Raw genomic sequence first — 25,041 nt, forward strand, 5'->3', positions numbered from 1 at the left:
ACCCTATTAAATGAAAAATGAACGGGGCAACTTAAGATGCCCCGTTCATTTAGACGTTATTTACAGGTTGCCAAAGAACCTGACACAGCGGCAGTCGCTGTAGAGGTGGAGGTGGCTGCGGTATAGACAACATAGCAACCATCACCCTTGGTATTTGTCGGATAGAACTTTGCGATACCACCAGCGTCGGTAGAACCCGCGCCACTGATCGCCCAACCATCCAGGCTGACCGCTTTCACAATACCGTCAGCATTTGCTGTCGGGTAACCAAACAGAGTGGTGACAGTACCGCCAGCAACAGAGACATTCTTAACGGTAGAGGATGCCTCAACACCTTCCAAGGCAGCCTTGCTGTACACCAGACCAGAAGCACTTTGCAGTGCAGCTTGTACACCCTGTGCCGCAGCCGCCTTGGCATCATCCTGCAGATTCAGGAACTTGGGTGCGGCGGTGACCGCCAGAATGCCCAGAATGATGATCACGATGACCAGTTCGATCAGGGTAAAGCCCGATTGCTTTTTCATTACGTCTTTCCTCGGTTTATCAATTGATATGGGTGGTCACCTGGCCGGAGGCCGGGCGATAACTGAAACTCATGAACGCATCCGTGCTCCCTTGCGGGTCCTGATAACGTCCATCACTTCCCTTGCTCAGGCTGTTGACCAGATAGTAACGGCAGACCGAATCCAGTCCATTGTTGCTCACCGTGGCATAGAACTTCAGGTCATTGCCGCTACCGCGCACCTCGTCAAAGCGGGCAGTAGCCTTGGGAGGATTCTGCAACAACCCCTCCCAAATATTGAGGCAGCGGGCCGCCGTCAGACTGGCCGGATCCACATCGGGCGTGCCGCTTGCTGCCGTGTCCATGGGATACCCGGGAGAGAGCTCGCCATTGCTGACCTGACTGTCGGTCGGCGTGGTCAGATAGAAACGCGAGCCGTCATAGAGCACGGTGTTGAGTCCATCCTGCCTGGCACGCCCCTCGGCCTCCCACTGGGCCCGCACCAGGGACACTCCGGTGGCGAAACCGCCGGACACCCCTTCCACGCTCGCCTTCTTCGCCTCGTCGGTCACATCGAGAAAACGGGGCAAGGCGGTGACGGCCAGGATCCCCAGGATCACGATGACGATCACCAGCTCAATCAGGGAAAAACCGGCCATCCGGCCAAGCGCCCGAACGGGTCTCACTCTCTTTGCTGCCATGCTGCCTCCGTAATGGTCCGCATTATTTCATGCGGATAGAAAAAAATCATGTCAATGAAATACTTGAAGCACCCAATCAGGGGAGGGCCACCACCCGGCCATCGGTGAAGCTGTAGTGCAGCCAGTGCCCTTCCTGGCCGAATTCACACCCGCCGCCTCCTTCGCTGGCAAGGGCCTGCCAGGACGAAAGCCCCTCATCGTGCCCCAGCAGGGCGAGCCAGAGCTGACGGCAATCGGCCGATGGCGACTTGCGCGGCAACACCGCCAGAGGCCAGCCCCGCTCATCGAACTGCCAGGCTGCGCCCTCGGCATGGAGCACCGACGGACGCCGCTCGTCGAGCCAGCGTCCGTGCAGGCGCTGGGCCCGCTGTGCGAACTGCTCACCGAGCAGGCTGGCGCTGATGGCCAGCGCCTCTTCCCTGTGATTGCGATAGCTCATGACCAGGGTCGTGACGATGACTGCCAGCAGGATAAAGACGACGACCCGCCGATATCCCCCCAGCCAGTGCTCATCCTGCTCGGACTCTCTGCTCATGCTCTTTTATACCTTGTTCTCTGTGCCCGGCACGGGCGGCATCCGGATGACCATGAAGATACTGCCTACTGGCCGCGCACCGCTCTCATCATGTCCCACCATCAGAGGAGTGAAGATGCTGAACCCTGTCACTGGCCGCGCACCGCTCTCATCATGTCCCACCATCAGAGGAGTGAAGATGCTGAACCCTGTCACTGACCGCGAACAGCTCTCATCATGTCCCATCATCAAGGGAGTAAAGATGCTGAACCCTGTCACTGACCGCGAACAGCTCTCATCATGTCCCACATGGGAGTGAAGATACCCAGGGCCAGCACCAGTACCATGACCGCCACGATGCCGATGAGGATGGGTTCGATGCGGGCGGTGAGGCTCTTGAGGTCATAATCCACCTCACGCTCGTAATACTCGGCCGCCTCGTGCAGCAGCTCGTCCACCTGGCCGGTCTCCTCCCCCACCGCGATCATCTGCATCACCAGAGGGGTGAAGAGGCCGCTGGCCCCGGCGGTGCGCAGCAGGCTTTCCCCTCGCTCGATGCCGCCCCGCATGTCGCGGATCTGCCCCGCCATCCAGGCGTTGTCCACCGCATCGGCCACCAGGGTCAGCGCCGTGTTGAGCGGCACGCCGGCCTTGAGCATCATGGAGAAGCTGCGGGCAAAACGGGCAAGCAGGGAGCGCTCTATGATGGAGCCGACGATGGGCAGCCGCAGCTGCCATCTGTGCCAGGCCAGCCTGCCTTTGGTGGTGGCGACCCAGCGTCGCCAGCCGACGACGGCGCCCACCAGGATGGCGAGCAGCAGCCACCAGTAGTGAACGAAGAAGTGGGAGGTGGCCAGCAGGATACGGGTCGCCAGCGGCAGCTCCACCCCGAACTTGGCAAACATCCCGGCAAAGACGGGGATCACCATGATGTTGAGGATCACCATGGCGACGGCGATGGCAATCAGCACGAAGGTGGGGTAGCGCATGGCGGTCTTGATCCGCTTGCGGGTCTCCAGCTCCAGATCGAAATAGTTGGCGAGCTGCAGGAAGGCCTCCTCCAGCTGACCCGTGTTCTCCCCCACGTGGATGATGGCCACGAAGAGGCTGCTGAACACCTTCGGGTGCGACTGCATCGCGCTCGACAGCGGCCGGCCGTTGGCCAGATCCTCCCCCAGGGCGTGAAGCGCCCGCTTGAGGGGCTTGCTGTGGGCGCTCTCCTCCAGCCCCGCGATGGCGCGCAGGATAGGGATGCCTGCCCGGGTCAGGGCATACATCTGGCGGCTGAAGACCACCAGCTCCTCCAGCTTGACGCTCCCTTCCAGCAGCAGCGACCAGTCGATGTTGGCAGACCTGACCTTGCCGGCCTTCAGCTCGGTGGGCATCACCCCGCGGCGCATCAGCTGCTCGGCGGCGGCCAGCTCGCTGACCGCTTCCACCACGCCGCTGACGGCCTGGCCCTGGCTGTCACGCCCCTTGTAGGCAAAACGATTCATGGGCGACCCCGGCAGAGTGATTCAGTACGATCCAGATGCCTCATGCGTTACCCCAGGTCCTCGGCCAGCCGAAGCACCTCGTCCACCGAGGTGATCCCCTCGCGGGCATAGTCGAGCGCCGTCAGGGCCAGGGGACGGTAGTGCTCGTGCGCCCGTGCCGCCCGGGCAAACCCCTCGGCATCGTTGCGGCGCAGGGCATCCATCATGGGTTGATCCAGCTCCAGCAGCTCGTACACCCCGATCCGGCCCGCGTAGCCGGTGAAGTTGCAGCTCTGGCAACCCCGCCCCTTGCGATAGCGATGCTGCCCCGGCGATTCACCGGAGAGCACCGTGAGCCAGGTGGCCTGCCCCTCGTCCGGCGCCGTCTCGCAGGCGCAGTGTTCACACACCCGCCGCACCAGGCGCTGGGCCACCACGGCCCGCAGGGCGCTCGCCACCAGATAGCCGGGCGCCCCCATGTCGATGAGACGCAGGGCGCTGGTCACGGCGTCGTTGGTGTGTAAGGTGGTCAGCACCAGGTGGCCCGTGATGGCGCCGCGCAGGCCGATCTCCACCGTCTCGTTGTCCCGCATCTCCCCCACCAGCAGGATGTCCGGATCCTGGCGCAGGGTGGAGCGCAGCACCTGGGAGAAGGTGAGCCCTATCTTGGGATTGACCTGCACCTGGCTGATGCGGGGCAGACGGTACTCCACCGGGTCTTCCACCGTGATGATCTTGTGGCTGGCCTGGTTGAGCTCGGAGAGGGCGCCGTAGAGCGTCGTGGTCTTGCCGCTACCGGTCGGGCCCGTCACCAGGATCATGCCGTGAGGGCGTTTGAGCTGACGGCGGAAGCGGGTCAGGATGGCGGATGGCATCCCGGTCTCGGCGAGCGACAAGATCCCGGAGGATTGATCCAGCAGCCGCATCACCACGGATTCCCCGTACTGCACCGGCATGGTGGACATCCGCACATCCACGTCGCGGCCGCGCACCTTCATGTTGAAGCGGCCATCCTGGGGCAGACGCTTCTCCGAGATGTCGAGCCCGGCCACCAGCTTGAGGCGCAGCACCAGCGCCTGGGCAATGCGCACCTCGTTGAGGATGTTCTCGTGCAGCACGCCGTCGATACGCTGGCGAATGCGCAGCACCTTCTCGTCCGGTTCGATATGGATGTCGGAGGCACCCACCTGTACCGCGTCCTCGAACAGGGAGCGCAGCAGCTTGGCCACCGTCGCCTCCCCCTCGTCGGTTGCGGCATTGAGGCTGCCGGCCCCCAGCTCGAAGCCGGTCTCCTGGTGCTCTTCGTGCAGTTGCACCGCGAAGTTCTCTATCTCCCGGGTGCGGCGATAGAGACGGTCGAAATACTCCAGCAGCTGGCCTTCACGGGCCACGGCCAGCACCAGCTCCCGCGGGCTGAGCAGGGCAGCGATGGCGTCGAGGGCGCTCAGATCCGCCGGATCCGACATCACCACGGTGACCTTGTCGTCGCTCAGGTTGACGGCCAGCGCCCGGTAGCGGCGCGCCTGCACCTCGGGCAACAGGGTCACGGCCGAGACGTCGATGGTGAGGTTGTTGAGATCGAAGAAGGGCACATCCAGCTGACGGGCGAGGAAGGTCAGCAGTTGCACCTCGCTGATGAAGCCGAGATCGATGAGGGTGGTCCCCAGCTTGCGGCCGGTCTGGCGCTGCTGCTGCAGGGCGAGCTGCAGCTGATCATCCGAGATGATCTGTTCCTGTACCAGCAGGTCGCCTAGGCGCATTTTCAGTCTGGGTTGTGCCATTGTTGCTCCGATTTCTGTTGCTTCACGCCCGCTGCCTGGTCCGATGGCATGGGCTCATCGAACTGCCGCTTTAATCAATGGGTCAGTTGGCCAATTCGTTGTTCAAGCCATTGGGTGGAGGCCTCCCCCAGATTGCCGTGCAACTGGGCATTGCGATAGGCATCCAGTGCCCGCTGACGGTGTCCCTGACCATCCTCCGCCACCCCCAGTCCCAGCCACCAGCGCCCCTGATCCGGCTGCTGGCGCAACAGCCTGACGTACATCTCGGACGCCTGGACAGGCTGCCCCAGCTCCTGGGCAAGACCGGCCCAGGTGGCGTAATAATCCAGATTGCTGGCGATATCGGGCTGATAGCCGGTGAGCCAATCCAGCGCCTTCTGCCGATCCCCGCCGCTGATGGCCACACGGGCCAGCAGCAGACGCAGGTCCGCCTGCGCGGGATCCAGCCTCAGCCCCTCTTCCAGCACCTGGGCGGCCTCGGTCAGCCGTCCGGCGCCATAGAGCAGGCCCGCCAGCTGTTCCCGCGCCCCCTGGTTGTGGGGATCGTGGGCCAGCACTTCGTAGTAGCCATCCTGCGCCTCCTGCATCCGTCCCTTGGCCATGGCCGTGGTCGCCTTGCGCTCGGCCAGGGTGGCCAGCTCGGCGTCGGAGAGTTCCACCGTCTCGATCTTCAGGATCCCGGGTTTACGCGGCGCGGCGGGTGCAGGCGCCTCTTCGGCGCTCTGCTCAGCAGCCAGCTCGGCATAGAGGTCCGGCTGCAGCTCCTCGTCGCTCGGGATCGTCTCGTCCCCCAGCGCTTCCTGCGGATTACCCTCATCGGCGAGCACGGCCTCATCGGCCGGAACCTGCTCGGCTACGGAGGGGGCCACTCTGGCGGCGGTCGACTCGGCACTGGCGGCGGGCACCTTTGCCACTGGCGCGGCAGAGGAGACCGCCTGTGTGGTGGCCACCACCGCCAGGGGCGCGGATGGCGCCACCGTAGGGGCGGTGCGGGGGGCCTCGACCTGCGCCGCTGGCAGGGAGGCTCGCTGGCTCTGCTGCCAGAAGATCCAGGTGCGCCAGCCGAGGATCCCCAGGGCCAGGGTACACAGCAGGGTCAGCACCAGCATCCACCAGCCTTGCTGGCGCACCGGCGCCACATAGACGGCGGCTCCCTCGGCCTCTTGCTGACGCCTATCCAGATCTTTCAGCATCTGATTGATCACGCTCATGACCAGACTCCATACGCCAGGGCGGTGCCCAGCAACAACAACAGGGGCCACCAGAGGGTGAGACGGCCACGGCGGGCATCATCGGTATCCCGGATGGCGAGCCGGACCAGGGCGCTGTCGATCCGCCGCACACCGCGGCCATAGGCCAGCATCAGGCACTTCTGCGCCAGTATGTTGATGAGGCGGGGAATGCCGCGGGATGCGCGCCACAGCCTGCGCAGGGCGCGGCCATCGAACAGGGCGGCCCCGCGATAGCCGGACACCTGCAGCCGGTACTCCAGATAGGCGCGGGTCTCGTCGAGCCGCAGCGGCCGCAGGCGGTAGGAAAAACCGATGCGCTGGCGCAACTGGCGAAGACGGGGCTGCCCGAGCCTGGCATCCAGCTCGGGCTGGCCGAACAACACGATTTGCAGCAGCTTGCTGGATTCGGTTTCCAGGTTGCCAAACAGCCGGATCGCCTCCAGGGTCTCGTCCGGCAGGGCTTGCGCCTCGTCGATCAGCACCACCACCCGACTCCCTTGCCGATGCAGGGAGATCAGATGGCGGTGAATGCGATCCGTGAGATCCAGCTCGCTCTCCCCCGCCAGCGTCAACCCCAGCTCCAGGGCCAGGGCCGTGCGCAGCTCCCCCGGAGTGAGATGGGGGTTGGGCAGCCAGGCCAGGCGCACCGGGCAGGCCTCGGAGCCGAGCTCGCTCAGCAGCTTGCGACAGAGCAGGGTCTTGCCGGTGCCCACCTCGCCGGTCACCTTGATGAAGCCCTCCCCCTGCCCCAGCGCCCAGTTGAGCACCTGCATGGCCTCCTCGTGGGGGGGCAGGCCGTAATAGAAACCGGTGTTCGGGGTCAGGCCGAAGGGGGCTTCCCGCAGTCCTAAGTGGCTCAGATACATGCACCCTCCCGGCCAGAGTCCCGGGTGCGCAGCCGCAGACAGCCCCGGATCAGCGACATGGCGCCTCCGCCGTCGGGCAGGGCAGACTGGCTGCAGCCGGGAGGCGCCGCCACATGGGAGAAGGAGTGCTCAATAGGCGCGTCATCCCGGATCAGCCCTTGGGGGGATACCATTTGTCGAGCAGCTCGGAGGAGCGTTGCAGCTCGTTTTGCCAGGTATCTTTCTCCACCACGGTCGGTTTGAGCATGATCACCAACTCCACCTTCTTGGTGCTCTCGCGGCGGTTGGTAAAGGCTTCGCCCACCCAGGGAATATCCCCCAGTAGCGGCACCTTGCTGACGATCTCCTGCTTGTCGGTCTTCATCAAACCGCCGATGACGATAATGTCACCGTTATTGGCCTGCACCACGGTATCCGACTCGCGGATCGAGCTCTTGGCGAGCGGCAAGGTCATCTTGCCTCCCGTGGTGCCCAGATCGATGGTTTTGTTTTGTTCTTCGGTATCAATCACTGACGGATGGATATGAAGCAGCACCTTGCCCTCTTCGTCGATCTGTGGCGTTACGTCCAGCGCGATACCGGAGAAGAAGGGGGTCAACTCAACATTTGGTGTCCGCTCAGTCCCTGTTGTGGTTGAGGTAAGCGTCGTCGTCGCATTGGTGACGAAGTACTCGTCCGTCCCGACCTTTATCACAGCCTTCTGATTGTTTGTCGCAGTGACACGGGGGCTGGAGAGGGTATTCACATCCCCCTGAGTCTTGAGCAGGTTGACCGCCACATTGAAGTTGCCGTCAGTAATAGTGAAACCAGCCCCCCCACCAATTGCGTTAAAGATCGGATTTACTGCACCAACCAGACTCTCGCCAAGGGATCCTCCCCCCTTAAGCAGGTTATAGGTCTGCTGACTCTCTGGGATATTAGGCGCCATCAGGTCTGGCTGAGCCACCTTGGGAATACCTTTATTGCCATCCCAACTAGCTGTCAAACCGCTCCAATCTACCCCCTGCTCATAACCTTCACTAAGAGCTACTTCCATAATTCGCGCTTCGAGTACGACCTGACGTTTTAAATGACTTTCGGATTGAGTCAGGAATTCACGGACTGCTTTTAGCTCTTTCGGATAGGCGCGAATAGTGACCAAGCCTGCCTGTGGGCTGGTGATGACAGCCCGACCATCACCATTTCCAATCAGTGTTTGCAAAGTGTCACGTAAGTCGGTCCAATAATCACTGTTGGTATCAGTCTCAATCTGGGTACCATTCGATGTGGTTTGAGTATTGGAATTACTCGAAATACCTGTGCCATTCTGGCTAGATGATATTTCGGTATTGCTGTTGGAATTCAACCCGCTGTTGTTTGAGTTGTTCTCACTAGAAGTCACCCCGCCGGTGCTGACCGAGGTGCGGGAGAGGCCACGACGGGACATCATCAGATAGTTGACCGGGATGGTCTCGGTGCGCAGACCGGCGGGATAGACGTGGAACACGTTGCCCTTGCGCTGTACGTCGAAGCCGTACATGTCGCCGACGGTCGCCAGTGCCTCCTGCAGGGTCACGTCCTTGAGCTCTACCGAAATGACGCCCGCCACACCGGGATGGACCGCCACGCTGTAGCGGGAGCCCTTGAACAGGGAGCCGAAGAACTCCACCGCGTCCACGTCATGGGCCGCGATGCGCATCCGCTTCTCGGGAATGGTCATCGGCTGCTGGGGACGATTGAGCTGCAACAGCTCGCTCTGCACCGAGGGCGGCAGGGAAGTCAGGGGGACGGTCGGGCTCTGCTCGCTCATCGCCTGCTTGAGTGCATCTTTGGCCTGTACCGGCTCGGGGTGACGATAGGTAGTGCAACCCGCCACCGCCAGCGCGAGGGGAAGCAGACAAAAAGGGTGTTTTTTCATGTTATTCGTGCACCTGACTCGCTATGAAACTCGACAAACCTGGCCCGCACCATCCCGTGCGACACCCACTTCACATCCGGATCTTGCTGCCAAACAGGGTCAGTGTCTGGCGTTTGCCCGCTTTTTCCAGCACCACGCTGTCGGCGCTGATCCCCACCAGCCGGAATCCGTTGACCTGCTGGCCGACCCGGTAGCTTTGACCGTCGAGCACCGCCAGAGCGGGCCCGCTCCCCAGGATGATGCTCTGCAACCTGGGCAGACCGGCCTCCTTGGCGACACTCGCCGCCGAGCCGGATCCCGCCAGGGGCATGGTGGGATCCTGCAGCACCTCGGCCTGGGCCTGCAGCGCGAGCAGGCTCCCCCACAGGGCCAGCCAGCGCCAGGATGGGAAGGCAAAAATGCGGGATCCCGTCCCGCCGACATGCCGCTTAACCACGGATGAACTCCTTGCTGGTGCTGAGGGTGTAGATCTCCATCGCTACCGCCGCCTTGGGATGCTCGACCACCCGGTAGTCAAAGCCCTTCCAGTAGAAGTGCCGAGGCAGGGCTTCGAGCGCTTTCAGGTACTGGTAGACATCGAAATAGCCCCCTTCCAGCTGGAGCCGGATCCCGTGCTTGAACAGGTTGGCCTTCTGCTCCCCGGCCATCAGCGGCTCGGGTTTGAGGGAGGTGAGCGCCAGCATATGCAGGTTGGCGGAGCAGGACAACAGAGCTTCCAGCACCGCGGGCATTTCGTGGGCGGGGATCAGATCCACCGTCTGAGCCAGCAGCTCGGCATCCATCTGGCGCAGGGACGTCTCGACGTCGGCGAGCTGATCGCGCACCTGGGCATCGGGATCCCGCCCCAGCCTGGCCTGCTTGCCCTGGTTTTCCAGGGTCAGGATCTCCAGATCCCGCTGCGCCGCCGCCAGGGCCTGCCGATCCTGGCCCAGCCGGGTGTCGGCGTCATCCAGCCAGCCATAGATGCCCATGGCCCCGAGCAGCGCGACCCCGGTCAACAGAATGAGGATCCGCTCGCGCAGGCTGAGGGCTGCGATCTGCTGCGCCCATCCCTGCCATTGTGCCTTCATGTCCATCAGGGAGTCTCCCGCGCTATGCCACTGAGCTGGAAGGCAAGCTGGCCCTCCTTGTCCCGACTCAGGGTGAGCTCGCCAAACTGCTTACCCGCCAGGGAGGGGGTCTGCTTGAAGCGGTTCACCCAGGCGGGCACGTCCTGACTGCGTTCGGCCACGCCCGCGAGGTTGATGCGCCCGTCGCTTATCTCGATCCGTTGCAGGGAGAGGCGGGGATCCCGCAGGCGGGCAAGGTCCGCCATCACCCCCGCATAACCCTGGGATTTTTGCAGGGAGAGGTGGCCAAGCTGCTGCATCAGCGCCTGTTTCGCCCCCAGCTCTTCCCGCTTGTCGGCCAGTTGCCGCTGCAAGTCTGCATTCGCCAGATGGCGCGCCAGCTCCGCGTCGAGACGCCTGGCCTCGCCGCGCTGCACATCGAGCTGTGCCCGCACGCCAGCCAATTCACGATCGAGGCCCTGCTGTTGCCAGCCATAGAAGAGGGTGGCCCCCAGCAGCAGCACCAGGACGCCGCCCCAGACCAACGCCATCTGGGGCAGGCTGGCCCACAGGCGTCTTGGCCGGAATTCGGCGCCATAGAGGTTGATTTGGTGTTTCATCAGTCGCTCCTGCCCAGGGCCGCGCCATAGGCACTGAGGTATTCGACTCCTGCCAGTACCGCCTTGTTTGCCATGGCCGACACCGGGAAACCGAATGTCTGTTCCAGGTGACGCACCAGTACCCCCATGGCGGAGGAGGCGATGGCCAGTTGCAACTGGCCGGGCTCGGGCAGCTTGAGATGGCCGGCCAGATAATCGATGGATCGCTGGATCTCCAGCGCCAGCGCGTCGAGCTGGTCGGCATCTGGCTCATGGCTGCCGGTGAGGCTCGCAAATCCGCGCAACTGGCGGGAGAAGCAGAGTCCGCCCCGATGGAAGACCAGCAGTTGCAGCTCCTGCCCCCGCGGTTGCCAGAGCAGCATGCGCACCATCTGGTCCGCCTCGTAGAGGGCCGTCATGGCCAGTTCGTCACTGACGATGGCCTCCAGGGTCGCCGCGCCGTTGACCGCATCCGCCACCTGCTGCACCCGGCTCTTGGGCATGCAGACAACGTTGATGCGCGGACGCCCGGCAGGGGGCGTCGGCAGGTCCACATAATCCATGGCGAGCTGCAACACCGGCTCGTTGACGAAATCCTTGATGGCCCAGGGCAGGGCCCCCGCCATCTCGGCATCGGGGACGGCGGGCTTGTCGATCTGGATCTGCTGATAAAGGCTGGCCGCGAGGGCCACCCGCACCTTAGACTTGGCCAGACCGTGCCGGGAAAACAGCTCGGCCAGGGCCTTGGACCAGTCGTGGGGGCCGTTGACAGGCTGGCTGGCAAACACGGGAACGGGGTCCACGCAGGCCAGCAGAATGCGATCGCTGGCCAGCAGGATCCCGACCTGATGGCTGGAGGGAGAACGCCTGAACAGTGACTTCATCTGGATCTTCACCTGGCCGCGTAAAACGGACTAAACCTTAACATAAACAGGCTATTAGCCTCCAACTTTATGACAAACGACGCATCGACGGCCACGCTGGCACCCACGGGAGACGATCCCATGGCTCCCCTTCAGCTCCCCTCCCCCCTGCACCGGATCCGGCATCCTCTGCTGGCCGCCCATGACGTCACGCTCTGGTGCAAGCGGGACGATCTGATCCACCCGACCCTCTCCGGCAACAAATGGCGAAAGCTCAAATACCATCTGCAACAGGCACAGATGCTGGGCAAGGGCCACATCCTCTCCTTTGGCGGCGCCTACTCCAATCACATCCACGCCCTGGCCGCAGCAGGACTCAGACTGGGACTGCGCACCACGGGCATCATACGCGGTGAAGGGGATACCGTCAGCAATCCCACCCTGAAAGCGGCCAAAGGCTGGGGCATGGATCTCGTTTTTGTCGACCGGCAGGACTATCGCCGGCGCCAGGATCCCGAATGGCTTGCCCGGTTCGAGGATGACGACACCCTGCTGGTACCGGAAGGAGGCAGCAGCCCGCTGGCCATCCCCGGGGTGGCCGAGCTGATCGACGAGGTGCCCTTCTCGCCGGATCTCTGGGTGCTGCCCTGCGCCAGCGGCGGCACCCTGGCGGGGCTCATCGCGGGCAAGCGGGCGCAGGAGCAGATCCTGGCCATCGCGGTGCTCAAGGGGGCCGACTTCATCACCGGCGAGGTATGCCGGTTGCATCCGGCAGCGGCCACTACTCCGGGCTGGCGCATTGCGCTGGATCACCACGATGGCGGCTATGCCAGGTTCAGTCCGGCACTCTGGCAATGGGTGCAGGCATTCAGTGCCGAAACCGGCTTGCCGCTGGAACCCATCTACAGTGGCAAGGCGATGTGGGGGCTGTTTCGCGAACTGGCGGCAGGCCGCATTGCGCGCGGCAGCAAGATCATCTTCATCCACACCGGTGGCTTGCAGGGGCTGGCGGGCCTGGAGGAGCAGGGCCGCCTGTCACCCCGGCCGGGGCGCTAGTCAAGCAGGTTGAGGGGCTCGGGGTCGGCAAACCAGGGACCTTGACCGGCATGCACGCCCAGGTGTCGCAGCATCTTCCACTCGTCGCCACTCTCTACCCCCACCGCGATGACCCGGGCCTGGGTATTGGCACAGCCCCCCACCAGACTGCGTACCGCCATCTGGTTGACCTGGCGCAGGTGGATCTCCCGCACCAGGCTGGGGTGCAGCTTGAGGAAGTGGATCTCGAACTCCTTGATGTACTGGGTGCTCACCACGTCCTGGCCCGCATGATCGATGGCAAGCCTGCACCCCAGCATGCGCATCGCCCGAAGCGGCCGCTTGAGGGCTTCGTAGTGGCGGGTCACCTGAGACTCCGACAACTGCAGGATCAACCCCTCGTTGGTACTGCGCGGCAACTGGAACAGCTCGAAGAAGAGCTCGCGCTGGAACTCGCGGGTGAGCAGGTTCTGGGCGCACAGAGAGAGGCTGATGGGGCAGCTCGATGCCGGTCGCTGGCGCAGCAGTCGCAAGGCTCGGGCCACCACCAGCCTGTCCAGCGGCAGCAGCAGACCGGCCTTCTCCGCCATGGGCATGAAGACCCCCGCCTGCAGCTCCCGGCCCTGCTCGTCGTGAAGGCGGATGAGCAGCTCCTGCTGCAACACCACCTGATCCCGCTCCTGCTGCACAGGCTGGACGTAGAAGTCGATGCCCTGCTCCTCGATGCGACGGCTGATCAGGGTGCGCCAGCGCACCGTTCCCTTGCTGCTCGCCTCCTCGTTGAGAGATTTCTCGAACAGGAACCAGCCGCTGTGTCCTTGCAGGCGTGCGCTCTTGAGCGCCAGCTCTGCCTCTTCCTGCACCTTGAGCAGGGAATCCTGTGCCTGGTAGCAGACCGCACCGAGATAGACGGCGGTGTCGGCATTGACCGCTTCGGGCCAGTGCAGCCGCTGCAGACTCTTGAGCAACTGGCTGGCACCGTCCACCATCTCGCTCTCTGACATGTTAGGCAGCAGCACGGCAAAGACCTGACCGGCATAGCGCGCCTGCAGGGCTCCGCTGTGCTTTCGCACGAAGGCGGCGATGGTGGCGCTCGCCTCCATCAGGAGTTCCTGGCTCGGGCGCCCGCTCAGCTCGGGATCCAGCTCCTCCAGACCGGCCAGCTCGATCAGCAGCACACCGCCGCTGATCACGCTTGCTTCCATGATGGCGCTCTCCAGCCGGTTGTCGAAGAAGAGGCGGTTGCCGATGCCCGTTGTCTTGTCAACGAAGGCGTTGCTGCGGATGAAGTTGTCGAAGCGGCTGCGCTCCTTGCGGGCGTCGGCCAGCTCGGTCAGCAGATGGGTGAGGGCCTGACTGGCCGAAACAGGCCACTCTTCGGCAGGGTCATGGGCCAGCTTGGTCAGCTTGCCATCCAGGATCAGCTGGGCACGCTCCGCCAGCAGCTCGGCACCGCGCAACTGCAGACGCAGCCAGCGGATGGAGTACCAGAGCCCGAACACCACGATGAAGATACCCAGAGAGATGCCGAACATCGCCTTCATGGAGTACTCGAACTCCTTGAACGGCCTGTCCAGCTTGAAGTCGGCCCGCATCCCGGCCTGATTGGGGATCGCCTCGCTGTAGGCGATCAGCAGGCTCTCGTCCGTCTGCTGCTGCACATCGCGAAACCAGTAGACCCGCTGCTTGTCCTGACGGATCTCCAGCTCCACCACATGGGAGGCCCGCAACAGGGAGGGCAGCCACCGGGCAAGGGCTTGCTGGTCATCGGTCACCCCCAGTTGCTTGTCGATGATCTCCACCAGGGAGTCGACACGGTTCTGCTGCAGCTCCATTCCCATCTGGCGGAAACTGAAGACCCCGCCGAGCATCACCATGGCCATGGCCGAGATCACGCACAGCGTAATAAAAGAGACGAGTTGAGTGGTCAGTTTCATGTGCCTTTCCGTAGCCGACAGCATCCATAGGGCATCATGGTATCAGCCCAGACCAAACGCCGCCTATGGATGAAGATCCCGCTTCTGCAAATAAGCGGGCGGATGCGTCATGCGGCGCCGTTGCGCGGGCCGCAAAAGAGGCATCAAGGGAGAGAACGAGGGGACACAGGCTGAGGAGCGGACAGAAAAATGGTCCCACAACGGGGACCAAAAGAAACACTCATATCAAAACTAACACTCTGTGCTACTGACAAAAATAGATACAGGAGTATTGAACACACGGTGAGTCAAACCGCACCGTTACTTTAGCCACTTCAGATAAGCTGGACAATTGTCATTTATGACAGGTCAGCGATTGAATCTCGTTCAGGTGTGTAGCCATATCCTTTATTTATCAATTAATTATCGTTTTTGTTCCAAGTGTGACCAACTTGGCTCAAATCGATGCAGCTAATGCTATGATGCTTGAGCCTCAATCGGGTTGTTTCATTTCAGGGAAGAAGGGTGCCCACCATGTCTGCACGATCTCCGTTATGGATTCCTCTGGGCCTCTTCTGTTTGCCCCCGCTGCTGATGCTGTTGCTCACCCCCCTGTTGAGCGACAAGCTGGCTCACCACCTGTTGCAGACAAAGGAAAGGGCTCTGCTCGACTACCAGCAGGAGCGCAACCAGCTCCTGGATCACGATGTCCCCGCTCAACTCGCCCACTTTGCCTTCGATTGCGGCCCCAAAGACATGGCGCTGCTGCGCTCACCCCAGTATTACAACCGCCATATTCGCCTGGCCGGCCTGCAGCTTGCCAACGGGAGCGGCTGCTCCACCCTGGGCCCCGCCCTGCCCCAGCTTGCCGACGCCGGCATACCGGTCTCCCCCGACTTTCATATTTCCAGCACGGCCCCCATGTTCGATACCGAACGCGAAACCCTGGTCTATGCGAGACGCAACGGCAATCTGGCCTATTGGGTGCTCGACAGCAGCTGGAGCCATGAGCTGCTGCGCACCCCCTGCAACGACTGTTTCTACCTGGAGTTCAACCACAAGCACCCGACCCAGTCCGGGCTCTTTTTCCCCCGTGGCAACAAGCACATTCGAGAAGAGGCAAACCCGATGCGGCTGCTCAGTTTCGACCCCCAGCATCAGGTGGAACAGACCCTCTGGGCTGGCGAGGCACTGAAACGCTACGCCCGCTCACAGATACACCGTGATGGCCTCTGGTCGGCCGGGGCGCTGGGGGTGCTGCTGGCGGCCCTCTACTGGGGCCTTAGAAACTACCGGCGATCCCTCAAAGGATTGCTGCAAAGAGGGCTGGCTCGGCGGGAGTTCATCCCCTTCTATCAGCCCATAGTGGACAGCAGAAACCGAAGGGTAGTGGGATTCGAGGCCTTGCTGCGCTGGCAGCGAGGACGGGATCTGGTGTCGCCAGGCACCTTCATCGCCTATGCGGAAGAGCAGGGGCTCATCCTGCCGATGACGGATCAACTGCTGGAGCGCATCCTGGCGGATCTCCCCGTCCTGGCCCCGCATCAGTGGGTCAGCGTCAATCTGGTGGCGGGCCATATCGAGCAACCTCGTCTGCGCACCCAGTTGCAGCGCCATGGCTGGCCCTCGCCGGCCCGCCTCACCTTCGAACTCACCGAGCGGGATCCCATCAAGCACATCCAGGGGGCCATGGCGGAGATCGCAGCTCTGCAGGAGAGGGGCTATCACTTCAAGCTGGATGACTTCGGCACCGGCTATGGCGGCTTTGCCTACCTGCAACGGCTCGGCATTCGCCAGATCAAGATCGACAAGATGTTCGTGGATACCATAGGCACGGACGACCTCAAGCGCAGCGTGCTGGATGCCACCATCGCTTTCGGCCTCAAATCGGGCATGGAGATGATCGCCGAAGGGGTCGAAACCCAGGAGCAGGTGGATTATCTGCATCGCCACGGAGTCCACCTGATCCAGGGCTACGTCTATGCCAAGCCCATGCCCCTGAGCAAACTGAAGATCTGGCTGATGGCATGGCAAGAGGGCGAGACAACCAGCCCCTCCGACCCGCACTGAGGCGGTATCTGCCCCGCCTCTAACCCTTTGCAACAAAATGATGCTCCGCATGAGGAGCATCTCCCCTTATCATGGGTCTGTGCACCTTGGGTGCACCAAGTCGCTCCATACCCCGTCGGCCGAGGCCGCCCCGAGATGAGAACCACTGCCTATGAAGTCTTTTATCCGACAAGAGATTGCTCTGCCTGCCGGTCTGCTGACCCTGCTCTTCTTCAAAACCCTGGGGAGCGACCTGCTGGCAGAGACAACCCCCCTTGCGGTCTACCTGCCGGTGTCGCTGGCCCTGCTTGCCATCGTGACCTGGGCCATCTTCTCCGTCGTGCGTCACTCTGACGCCCTCGCCATCAAGCTCGGGGAACCCTTCGGTACCCTGATCCTGACCCTCTCGGTCATCTCCCTGGAAGTGGTGATGATCTCCTCCGTCATGCTGACCGGCGATCCCAATCCCACCATGGCCCGTGACACCATGTTCGCGGTAGTGATGCTGGTCACCAACGGTCTGGTGGGCTTCACCCTGCTGTTTGGCGGCTGGCGCTATCACACCCAGAACTTCAATCTGGACGGGGTCAAATCCTATCTGGTAGCCATCATTCCCCTGGCACTGCTCTGTCTGGTCCTGCCGAACTTCACCCAGGGCGGCACCCTGGGCAGCCTCTCCAAGGCCATGTCATGGATGCTGATCATCATCTCCATCCTGCTCTATGGTGTCTTCCTGCTGATCCAGACCCGCAGCCACAGCCACTTCTTCGTCGACAGCGATCACGAGGATCTCGAGGATCACCACGGCCCGCTGCAGAGCAACGTCTATCACACCCTCTTGCTGCTCGCCTACCTGGTGGTGGTCATCCTGCTGGCCAAAACCCTAGCCATCCCCATCAACTACGGGGTGCACGTGATGGAAGCCCCGATGGCGCTGGGTGGCTTCATCGTCGCCTGTATCGTGCTCGCCCCCGAAGCGGTCGGCGCCATCAAGGCGGCCTTCAACAACCAGTTGCAGCGGGCCATGAATCTCTACTTCGGCTCTGTGCTGGCCACCATCGCCCTCACGGTACCCTCCGTGCTCTTCATCGGCTCCCTGATGGGGCAGGAAGTGCGCCTGGGCCTCTCCCCTGCCGACATGGTGCTGCTCATCACCACCCTCATGGTCTGTAAAGTGACCTTCAGCAGCGGCCGCACCCACGCCCTGCACGGTGCCACCCATCTTGTGCTGTTTGTCGTTTACCTGTTCCTGATGTTTGAACACGGATAAGGCTGCCAGCACTCACCCCGGTGCTGTTCGTGGTTTATCTGTTCCGGATGTTTGAACACGGATAAAGCCGCCGCCTCTGTCTGCTGCCACTCTGCGCTGCCCGCTTCCGATGGCCCCGACGCGGAGCGCAAGAGACGGAAATGAAAAGACCGCCCCATGGGCGGTCTTATTTATGGTTGCTCAGACTCTGGGTCTCAGAGGCTGGGCAGAGTCCCGGCCGGGATCAGGTCGTTGTAGCTGGCACGGCCCAGCAAGGCGGCGGCCGCCTCGATGTCCGGTGCAAAGTACCTGTCCTTGTCATAGAAGCTGACCTCTTCCCGCAGACGGCCCTTGGCCAGCTCGATGAGCTCGGTGGAGCGCAGGGGTGCGCGGAAGTCGAGCCCCTGGGCCGCTGCCAGCAGTTCCACCGCCAGGATGCCACGGGTGTTCTCGGCCATGTCCGCCAGCCGGCGACCGGCGAAGGTGGCCATGGAGACGTGGTCCTCCTGGTTGGCCGAGGTGGGCAGGCTGTCCACCGAGGCCGGGTGGGCCAGGGTCTTGTTCTCGGAGGCCAGGGCCGCCGAAGTAACCTGGGCGATCATGAAACCGGAGTTCACCCCGCCGTTGTTCACTAGGAAGGCCGGCAGGCCGGACATGCGCGAGTCGATGAGTAGCGCCATGCGCCGCTCGGACAGCGACCCGATCTCGGCGATGGCCAGGGCCAGGTTGTCGGCGGCAAAGGCCACGGGTTCTGCGTGGAAGTTGCCGCCGGAGATGATCTCCTCATCCTCGGCAAACACCAGAGGGTTGTCGGAGACCGCGTTGGCCTCGCACACCAGCACCTCGGCGGCCTGACGGATTTGGGTCAGGCAGGCGCCCATCACCTGGGGCTGACAGCGCAGGGAGTAAGGATCCTGCACCTTCTCGCAGTTGTGGTGGGACATGCCGATCTCGCTGCCGTCCACCAGCAGGTGGCGGTAGCAGGCGGCCGCATCGATCTGGCCGCGCTGACCGCGCACCTCGTGGATGCGGGCATCGAACGGCCGGCGGCTGCCCAGCGCCGCTTCAACGCTCATGGCCCCTATGGTGATGGCGCCAGCGTAGAGATCCTCGGCATGGAACAGCCCTTCCAGCGCGAAGGCGGTGCTCGCCTGGGTGCCGTTGAGCAGGGCCAGCCCCTCTTTCGGCGCCAGGGCAATGGGCTCCAGCCCGGCAATCCTCAGGGCAGTGGCGGCGTCGATCAGCTCACCCTTGTGACGGGCCTTGCCTTCACCGATCAGCAGGCAGCTCATGTGGGCCAGGGGCGCCAGATCGCCGGAAGCGCCGACGGAGCCCTTCTTCGGCACCACGGGGTAGACCTCGGCGTTGATAAGGGTCATCAGGGCCTCGAGCACCGTCAGCCGAATGCCAGAGAAGCCACGGGCGAGCGAGTTGACCTTGAGCACCATCATCAACCGCACGGTGGCGTCATCCATGTACTCGCCAATTCCTGCCGCATGAGAGAGCACGATGGAGCGTTGCAGCTCGTCCAGCTGCTCCACCGGGATCCGGGTATTGGCCAGCAGGCCAAAGCCGGTGTTGATGCCATAGACCACCCGGTTTTGCTCGATCACCTTGGTGACCACGGCGGCGGAGGCGTGGATCCCCGCCAGGGCAGCCGGATCCAGGCTGACGTGTACCGGCTCGCGGCTGACACGGCGCAGGGTGGCGAGGCAGAGTTTGCCCGGTTGCAGATTGAGTTCGAACATCTTATTTCACCCCTTTGCCGGTGGCGTCGATCATCGGCAGATCCAGTTTCGCCTCATGGGCACAGTTGATGGCAATCTCGTAGCCGGCGTCGGCGTGACGCATCACCCCGGTGGCCGGGTCGTTGCGCAACACGCGGCCGACCCGCTTGGCGGCATCGTCGGTGCCGTCACAGACGATCACCACGCCGGAGTGCTGGGAGAAGCCCATGCCCACACCGCCACCGTGGTGCAGGGAAACCCAGGTCGCGCCGCCGGCTGTGTTGAGCAGGGCGTTGAGCAGCGGCCAGTCGGAAACGGCGTCGGAGCCATCCATCATGGATTCGGTCTCGCGGTTCGGGCTCGCCACCGAGCCGGAGTCAAGGTGGTCACGGCCGATGACGACCGGAGCCTTCAGCTCGCCATTCTTCACCATCTCGTTGAAGGCCAGGCCCAGGCGCACCCGATCCTTGACACCGACCCAGCAGATCCGCGCCGGCAGGCCCTGGAAGGCGATGCGCTCGCGGGCCATGTCGAGCCAGTTGTGCAGGTGGGGATCGTCCGGGATCAGCTCTTTTACCTTCTGGTCGGTCTTGTAGATGTCTTCCGGATCGCCGGAGAGCGCCACCCAGCGGAACGGGCCAATGCCCTCGCAGAACAGCGGGCGGATGTAGGCCGGCACGAAGCCCGGGAAGTCGAAGGCATTCTTGACCCCCTCTTCCAGCGCCATCTGGCGGATGTTGTTGCCGTAATCGAGCGTGGCAGCGCCGCGGGATTGCAGGGTCAGCATGGCTTCGACCTGACGGGCCATGGAGCGGCGAGCCGCCACGTTGACCTCGTCCGGTGCGCTCTTTTGCAGATCGCGCCATTGGGCCACGCTCCAGCCCTGGGGCAGGTAGCCGTGTACCGGGTCATGGGCGGAGGTCTGGTCGGTCACCACGTCCGGCGTGATGCCGCGAGCCACCAGCTCGGCGAAGACGTCGGCGGCGTTGCCGAGCAGGCCGACGGAGACGGCGGTGCCGCTGCGTTTGGCCTCCTCGATCATGGCCAGCGCCTCATCCAGGCTGTGGGCCTTCTTGTCGACGTAGCGGGTACGCAGACGGAAATCGATACGGGTCTCGTCGCACTCCACGGCGATCATGGAGAAACCGGCCATGGTGGCGGCAAGGGGCTGGGCACCGCCCATGCCACCCAGGCCCCCGGTCAGGATCCAGCGGCCTTTGGGCTCGCCATTGAAGTGCTGGTTGGCCACCGCGAAGAAGGTCTCGTAGGTGCCCTGCACGATGCCCTGGGTGCCGATGTAGATCCAGGAGCCAGCGGTCATCTGGCCGTACATCATCAGACCCTTTTTATCGAGCTCGTTGAAGTGCTCCCAGTTGGCCCAGTGGGGCACCAGGTTGGAGTTGGCGATGAGCACCCGCGGCGCATCCTTGTGGGTCTGGAACACCCCGACCGGCTTGCCGGATTGCACCAGCAGGGTCTGATCGTCCTCGAGCCGGGTCAGTACCTCGACGATCTTGTCATAGCAGGCCCAGTTGCGGGCGGCGCGGCCGATGCCGCCGTACACCACCAGGGACTGGGGATGCTCGGCAACATCCGGATCCAGATTGTTCATCAGCATCCGCAGTGGCGCTTCGGTGAGCCAGCTCTTGGCGGTCAGCTGGGTGCCGTGGGGAGCACGGATCACGCGGCTCGGATCGTGGCGGGGATCCTGGTGTTGTACAGACATAGACACTCCTTGTTTAGCGATGCAGTCAGGCGGCGCGGTGCGCCACTACTTGGTCAACTGGTGAACCAGGCGCGCGGCCACACGGGCACTGCGGTTGTCCTGATCCAGGTTCGGGTTGTACTCGGCCAGATCGGCGAGCCTGAGCTTGCCGCTGGCCCGGATATGGGCGATAAGCGGTTCGATGACCGCCAGCTCCACGCCGCGAGCGGCGGGAGCGCTCACTCCCGGCATCACCGCCGCCGGCAGCACGTCGAGATCGATGGTGAGATAGAGGTGGTCGCAACGGGCGATGAAGGCATCCAGCCCGCCTAGCAAGGCTGGCAGCTCGGTCGGCGTCATCGCTTCGTCCAGCACGTGCCAGACTCCCAGCGCCTCGGCGCGAGCAAAGAGCGCCGCGGTATTGGCGGTTTCGGCCACCCCGAGACAGGCATAGTGAAAGGGAGTGCCCTGGGCAGCGCACTGCTCGGCAATCTGGAAGAAGGGGGTGCCCGAGCTCGCCTGCTCCTGTTTCATGCGTAGATCGAAGTGGGCGTCGAAATTGATGATCCCGACCCGCCCTTCGCCGCCAAGATGACGGTTCAGGCCGCTCCAGCTGCCAAACGCCACCTCGTGGCCGCCTCCCAGCACCAGGGGGAAGTGTCCCTGATCCAGCGCACTCGCCACCCGTTCGGCCAAGCGCCCGTGAGCGGCATCGAGATCGCCGTCCTCACAGGCCAGATCCCCGCCGTCATAGACGGGGGCGCCCAGATGCCAGGCCGTGTTGGCCAGCAGCTTGCGCACCGCCAGCGGTGCACCGGCCGCACCGACCCGCCCCTTGTTGCGGCGCACCCCTTCGTCACAGGCAAAGCCGAGCAGCACCACGCCGGGTTCGCGATTCCCCTGCCAGGGTTGCACCCTATCGTGCCAGCGCAGGGCCAGCTCGCCGTCTTCGGGATCCTGACGCCCCTGCCAGACCGACATGTCGATCCCGTTGAACTTATCCATGAAGGGTTTCCTCCCCGTTGACCACACGGCTCACCAGCTGATCGACACCGATGAGGTAGCTGAGCTCGGCCGGATGGCCGCAGTTCCAGACAAGGAAATCCGCCAGCATGCCGACCTTGAGCTGCCCCAGCCGTTCCTGCTCGCCAAGCGCCCTGGCGGCGTGGCGGGTCACCCCGGCCATGGCCTCCACCGGGGTCAGGCCAAACAGGGTGCAGGCCATGTTCATGGCCATGCGCAGGGAGACGATGGGAGCCGTGCCCGGGTTGATGTCGGAGGAGACAGCCATGGGTACCCCCGCCTTGCGCAAAGCGGCGACCGGGGGCAGCTTGGTCTCCTTGAGGAAATAGAAAGCGGTGGGCAGCAGGGTGGCGACCACGCCACGGTGGGCCAGCGCCTGGATCCCGTCCTGATCCAGATATTCCAGATGATCCACCGAGAGGGCGCCGAAGTGGGCGGCGAGCGTGCTGCCCCCCAGGTTGGAGAGCTGATCCATGTGCCCTTTCACCGCGAGGTTGTACTGATCCGCCGCCAGATAGACCTGCTCGGTCTGGGCAAGGGAGAAGCCGATGTGCTCGCAGAAGACATCCACCGCATCCGCGAGACCTGCCTCGGCCGCCGCCGGGATGATCTCCTGGCAGATGGTCTCGACCCAGGAGTCGGGATCGTCGCGATACTCCGGCGGCACCGCATGGGCCGCCAGCAGCGTGGTCTTGACCCGGATGGGCTGCGTCTCTCCCAGACGACGGGCCACCCGCAACATCTTGAGCTCGTCTTCCAGGGTGAGGCCGTAGCCGGACTTGATTTCGACTGTGGTGACCCCTTCCCGGATCAGGGACTTGATCCGCGGCAACGCCAGCTCATAGAGCCGCTCCTCGCTGGCTGCCCGGGTGGCGCGCACCGTGCTGATGATACCGCCCCCCTTGCGGGCGATCTCCGCATAGGGGACTCCCTTCTGGCGAAGTTCGAACTCTTCGGCGCGGCTGCCGGCGAAGATGAGGTGGGTGTGGCAATCGATGAGACCGGGGGTGACCAGCTTCCCCTTCATGTCCTGCCAGGAGGCGGCATAGGGGCCCTTGAGATCCTGCATGGGGACCAGAGCGTGGATCTTGCCATCCCGCACGCCAAGGGCATGGGGCTCCAGCAGGCCGTAGTCCGCCAGATCGGGGCGCAGGGTGGCGGGTGTCACGTTGAGCCAGACCCGCTCGCAGTTCAACAGTTCCTTGTTCATACCGACCTCTAAATGTATATACAATAATTTATAGCCGATCTCTGAAAAGAAAGAAAGGATCAAGTTCACATCTTGATAACAGCGGCTTTATTAGAGTGTAAGCACAAAAAAGCCCACCGAGAGGTGGGCTTTTAAATGCTTAATATGTATATACAATTATGCGAGACGCGTCTTGGAGCTCAGCTTGTAGCGGGAACCCGGCGACAACAATCTGGCATAGGAGACCAGAAAGCCGTCTGACCAGGTTCGCCGGTGCAGCAGCAGGCAGGGGGTGTCGACCCTCACTTGCAGCAGTCCGGCTTCACCAGCACTCGGCAACACGGCTTCTACCACGTGCTCCATCTCGGAGAGGGGGCAGATCTCCATCAGATAGCTGTTTGGCGTCTGCTGGGTGAAATCCTGCTCGCCATAGCCGGGCAGTCGCTCGGCATCGACGAAGCGCTCCTCCAGTTGCAGCGGCTCCCCATCGGCCTGATGGACGATGAGGCTGTGAAAGGTGGGCGCCCCGACCCGCAGGCCCAGACGCACCGCCACTTTCTCGTCGGCGGCCTGACGTTGCAGCCGGATCACCCGCGCGCTGTACTCGCTGCCCCGCTCGGCGATCTCGTCTGCAATATTGCGAATCGCCAGGAGCGGCGACTCGGTGCGCCTGTCGGCCACAAAGCTGCCGGATCCGGCGGTGCGCACCAGCCAGCCTTCGGCCACCAGTTCACGCAGCGCCTTGTTCACCGTCATGCGGCTCACGGCAAACTGCTCGCACAGGGCGGCCTCGGTCGGGATCCGGTCGCCCGCCTGATAGTGGCGTTCGCGGATCCCGTCCAGGATGTGCTGCTTTATCTGAAGGTAGAGCGCAGGAGCCACCGGCTGGTCCTCAGCGGCGACGATGGGGCGGACGCATGTCCGGCCAGGCGCGATAGACGTCCGGGATCTGGTCAGGGCCGCTGATGCAGAGATCGAGATCGTGCAGCAGGCCATCCTTGATGCCGTAGATCCAGCCGTGCACCGCCAGCTCCTGCCCCTTGCGCCAGGCATTCTGGATGATGGTGGTGTGGCAGACGTTGGCGACCTGCTCAGCCACGTTCAGCTCGCACAGGTAGTCGAAGCGCTCGTGCTCATCCTCGATGGCTTCGAGCTGTTCGCCGTATTTGAAGTAGACGTCCTTGATGTTTCGCAGCCAGTTGTCGATGAGACCCAGCTCCTGGTTCTGCATCGCAGCCTTGACGCCACCGCAGCCATAGTGGCCGCAGACGATGATGTGCTTCACCTTGAGCACCTCCACCGCGTATTGCAGCACCGAGAGGCAGTTGAAGTCGGTGTGCACCACCAGGTTGGCGACATTGCGGTGGACAAAGACGTCCCCCGGCAAGAGCCCCATCAGCTGGTTGGCGGGAACCCGGCTGTCGGAACAGCCGATCCAGAGGTACTCGGGTGCCTGCTGGGCGGACAGGGTAGCGAAGAAATTGGGATCCTCGGCCTTGATCCGTTCCGCCCACTCGCGGTTGTTGGTAAACAAGTCGTTCAACAGTTTCACTTCTGCTCTCCCTACTGTGGCAGTGGCGGCAACATACCATACACAAGGGTAACCAAGGCAAGGCCGACCAGATCCCCGCAAAACAAAAACAGGGCCATCAGGCCCTGCTTCTTACCG

The 25,041-nt window shown here is 63.1% G+C and carries 22 protein-coding genes; 3 read left to right on the forward strand and 19 right to left on the reverse strand.

Going from position 1 to position 25,041, the window contains the following annotated elements:
• Positions 1–56: 56 nt before the first annotated feature.
• The 12 genes from AB5Y54_RS06130 to AB5Y54_RS06185 all read right to left on the reverse strand — a co-directional run bounded on the left by AB5Y54_RS06130 (position 57) and on the right by AB5Y54_RS06185 (position 11,500).
• Positions 57–524, reverse strand: coding sequence for a prepilin-type N-terminal cleavage/methylation domain-containing protein (locus tag AB5Y54_RS06130; protein ID WP_045522947.1), 468 nt, complete (start codon positions 522–524; stop codon positions 57–59).
• A 19-nt stretch (positions 525–543) separates the two neighbouring features.
• Positions 544–1,203 carry a type II secretion system protein gene (locus tag AB5Y54_RS06135; protein WP_041212210.1) on the reverse strand — a complete coding sequence of 220 codons (660 nt, stop codon included), beginning with the start codon at positions 1,201–1,203 and terminating at the stop codon, positions 544–546.
• A 76-nt stretch (positions 1,204–1,279) separates the two neighbouring features.
• Positions 1,280–1,738, reverse strand: a complete 459-nt coding sequence (locus AB5Y54_RS06140) for a hypothetical protein (RefSeq protein WP_053288073.1) — start codon at positions 1,736–1,738, stop codon at positions 1,280–1,282.
• Between the two features lie 254 nt (positions 1,739–1,992).
• The gene (locus AB5Y54_RS06145) at positions 1,993–3,213 is read right to left on the reverse strand and encodes a type II secretion system F family protein (protein ID WP_053288072.1); all 1,221 of its coding nucleotides are present in this window, start codon (positions 3,211–3,213) and stop codon (positions 1,993–1,995) included.
• 47 nt (positions 3,214–3,260) lie between these two features.
• A complete protein-coding gene (gene mshE, locus AB5Y54_RS06150) occupies positions 3,261–4,973 on the reverse strand; it encodes an MSHA fimbrial ATPase MshE (protein ID WP_053288071.1) in 1,713 nt (570 codons plus the stop codon).
• 74 nt (positions 4,974–5,047) lie between these two features.
• The gene (locus tag AB5Y54_RS06155) at positions 5,048–6,184 is read right to left on the reverse strand and encodes a tetratricopeptide repeat protein (protein ID WP_053288070.1); all 1,137 of its coding nucleotides are present in this window, start codon (positions 6,182–6,184) and stop codon (positions 5,048–5,050) included.
• Positions 6,181–7,071, reverse strand: coding sequence for an ExeA family protein (locus AB5Y54_RS06160; protein WP_368153373.1), 891 nt, complete (start codon positions 7,069–7,071; stop codon positions 6,181–6,183). The genes AB5Y54_RS06155 and AB5Y54_RS06160 overlap by 4 nt, the downstream gene beginning before the upstream one ends.
• A gap of 151 nt (positions 7,072–7,222) precedes the next feature.
• On the reverse strand, positions 7,223–8,968 hold the full coding sequence (gene mshL, locus AB5Y54_RS06165; protein WP_201985554.1) for a pilus (MSHA type) biogenesis protein MshL: 1,746 nt from the start codon (positions 8,966–8,968) through the stop codon (positions 7,223–7,225).
• Between the two features lie 70 nt (positions 8,969–9,038).
• Positions 9,039–9,368, reverse strand: a complete 330-nt coding sequence (locus tag AB5Y54_RS06170; protein WP_201985586.1) for an MSHA biogenesis protein MshK — start codon at positions 9,366–9,368, stop codon at positions 9,039–9,041.
• Between the two features lie 28 nt (positions 9,369–9,396).
• The gene (locus tag AB5Y54_RS06175) at positions 9,397–10,044 is read right to left on the reverse strand and encodes an MSHA biogenesis protein MshJ (RefSeq protein WP_201985552.1); all 648 of its coding nucleotides are present in this window, start codon (positions 10,042–10,044) and stop codon (positions 9,397–9,399) included.
• On the reverse strand, positions 10,044–10,637 hold the full coding sequence (locus tag AB5Y54_RS06180) for a PilN domain-containing protein (protein WP_124244041.1): 594 nt from the start codon (positions 10,635–10,637) through the stop codon (positions 10,044–10,046). The genes AB5Y54_RS06175 and AB5Y54_RS06180 overlap by 1 nt, the downstream gene beginning before the upstream one ends.
• Positions 10,637–11,500 carry a hypothetical protein gene (locus AB5Y54_RS06185; protein ID WP_041214302.1) on the reverse strand — a complete coding sequence of 288 codons (864 nt, stop codon included), beginning with the start codon at positions 11,498–11,500 and terminating at the stop codon, positions 10,637–10,639. The genes AB5Y54_RS06180 and AB5Y54_RS06185 overlap by 1 nt, the downstream gene beginning before the upstream one ends.
• A 120-nt stretch (positions 11,501–11,620) precedes the next feature.
• Between AB5Y54_RS06185 and AB5Y54_RS06190 the strand changes: the two genes are divergently transcribed.
• The gene (locus AB5Y54_RS06190) at positions 11,621–12,535 is read left to right on the forward strand and encodes a 1-aminocyclopropane-1-carboxylate deaminase/D-cysteine desulfhydrase (RefSeq protein WP_049637313.1); all 915 of its coding nucleotides are present in this window, start codon (positions 11,621–11,623) and stop codon (positions 12,533–12,535) included.
• Here the strand turns inward: AB5Y54_RS06190 and AB5Y54_RS06195 are convergent.
• Complete coding sequence (locus AB5Y54_RS06195; RefSeq protein ID WP_324031765.1) at positions 12,532–14,451, reverse strand: EAL domain-containing protein; 1,920 nt, start codon at positions 14,449–14,451, stop codon at positions 12,532–12,534. The two genes, AB5Y54_RS06190 and AB5Y54_RS06195, sit on opposite strands and share 4 nt — an antisense overlap.
• Before the next feature lie 513 nt (positions 14,452–14,964).
• Here AB5Y54_RS06195 and AB5Y54_RS06200 point away from each other — a divergent pair.
• Both AB5Y54_RS06200 and AB5Y54_RS06205 read left to right on the forward strand, forming a co-directional pair.
• Entirely contained in the window at positions 14,965–16,500 is a 1,536-nt protein-coding gene (locus AB5Y54_RS06200; RefSeq protein WP_268453085.1) for an EAL domain-containing protein, read from the forward strand.
• 151 nt (positions 16,501–16,651) lie between these two features.
• Entirely contained in the window at positions 16,652–17,749 is a 1,098-nt protein-coding gene (locus tag AB5Y54_RS06205; RefSeq protein WP_010672612.1) for a calcium:proton antiporter, read from the forward strand.
• Positions 17,750–17,943: 194 nt separating this feature from the next.
• Here the strand turns inward: AB5Y54_RS06205 and hutH are convergent, their stop codons facing one another.
• The 6 genes from hutH to can form a co-directional block, all read right to left on the reverse strand.
• The gene (gene hutH / locus AB5Y54_RS06210) at positions 17,944–19,476 is read right to left on the reverse strand and encodes a histidine ammonia-lyase (RefSeq protein WP_201985551.1); all 1,533 of its coding nucleotides are present in this window, start codon (positions 19,474–19,476) and stop codon (positions 17,944–17,946) included.
• A gap of 1 nt (position 19,477) precedes the next feature.
• Positions 19,478–21,181, reverse strand: a complete 1,704-nt coding sequence (hutU, locus tag AB5Y54_RS06215; protein WP_042015303.1) for a urocanate hydratase — start codon at positions 21,179–21,181, stop codon at positions 19,478–19,480.
• A gap of 45 nt (positions 21,182–21,226) precedes the next feature.
• Entirely contained in the window at positions 21,227–22,165 is a 939-nt protein-coding gene (hutG, locus tag AB5Y54_RS06220; protein ID WP_048208866.1) for a formimidoylglutamase, read from the reverse strand.
• The gene (hutI, locus tag AB5Y54_RS06225; RefSeq protein ID WP_039040413.1) at positions 22,158–23,393 is read right to left on the reverse strand and encodes an imidazolonepropionase; all 1,236 of its coding nucleotides are present in this window, start codon (positions 23,391–23,393) and stop codon (positions 22,158–22,160) included. Before hutI ends, hutG begins: the two co-directional genes overlap by 8 nt.
• 156 nt (positions 23,394–23,549) lie before the next feature.
• Positions 23,550–24,254, reverse strand: coding sequence for a histidine utilization repressor (gene hutC / locus AB5Y54_RS06230; RefSeq protein ID WP_010672607.1), 705 nt, complete (start codon positions 24,252–24,254; stop codon positions 23,550–23,552).
• A gap of 10 nt (positions 24,255–24,264) precedes the next feature.
• On the reverse strand, positions 24,265–24,924 hold the full coding sequence (can, locus tag AB5Y54_RS06235) for a carbonate dehydratase (protein ID WP_010672606.1): 660 nt from the start codon (positions 24,922–24,924) through the stop codon (positions 24,265–24,267).
• Positions 24,925–25,041: the final 117 nt, after the last annotated feature.

It is taken from the genome of Aeromonas sp. s9 (assembly GCF_040907765.1).
Taxonomy (GTDB): domain Bacteria; phylum Pseudomonadota; class Gammaproteobacteria; order Enterobacterales; family Aeromonadaceae; genus Aeromonas; species Aeromonas caviae.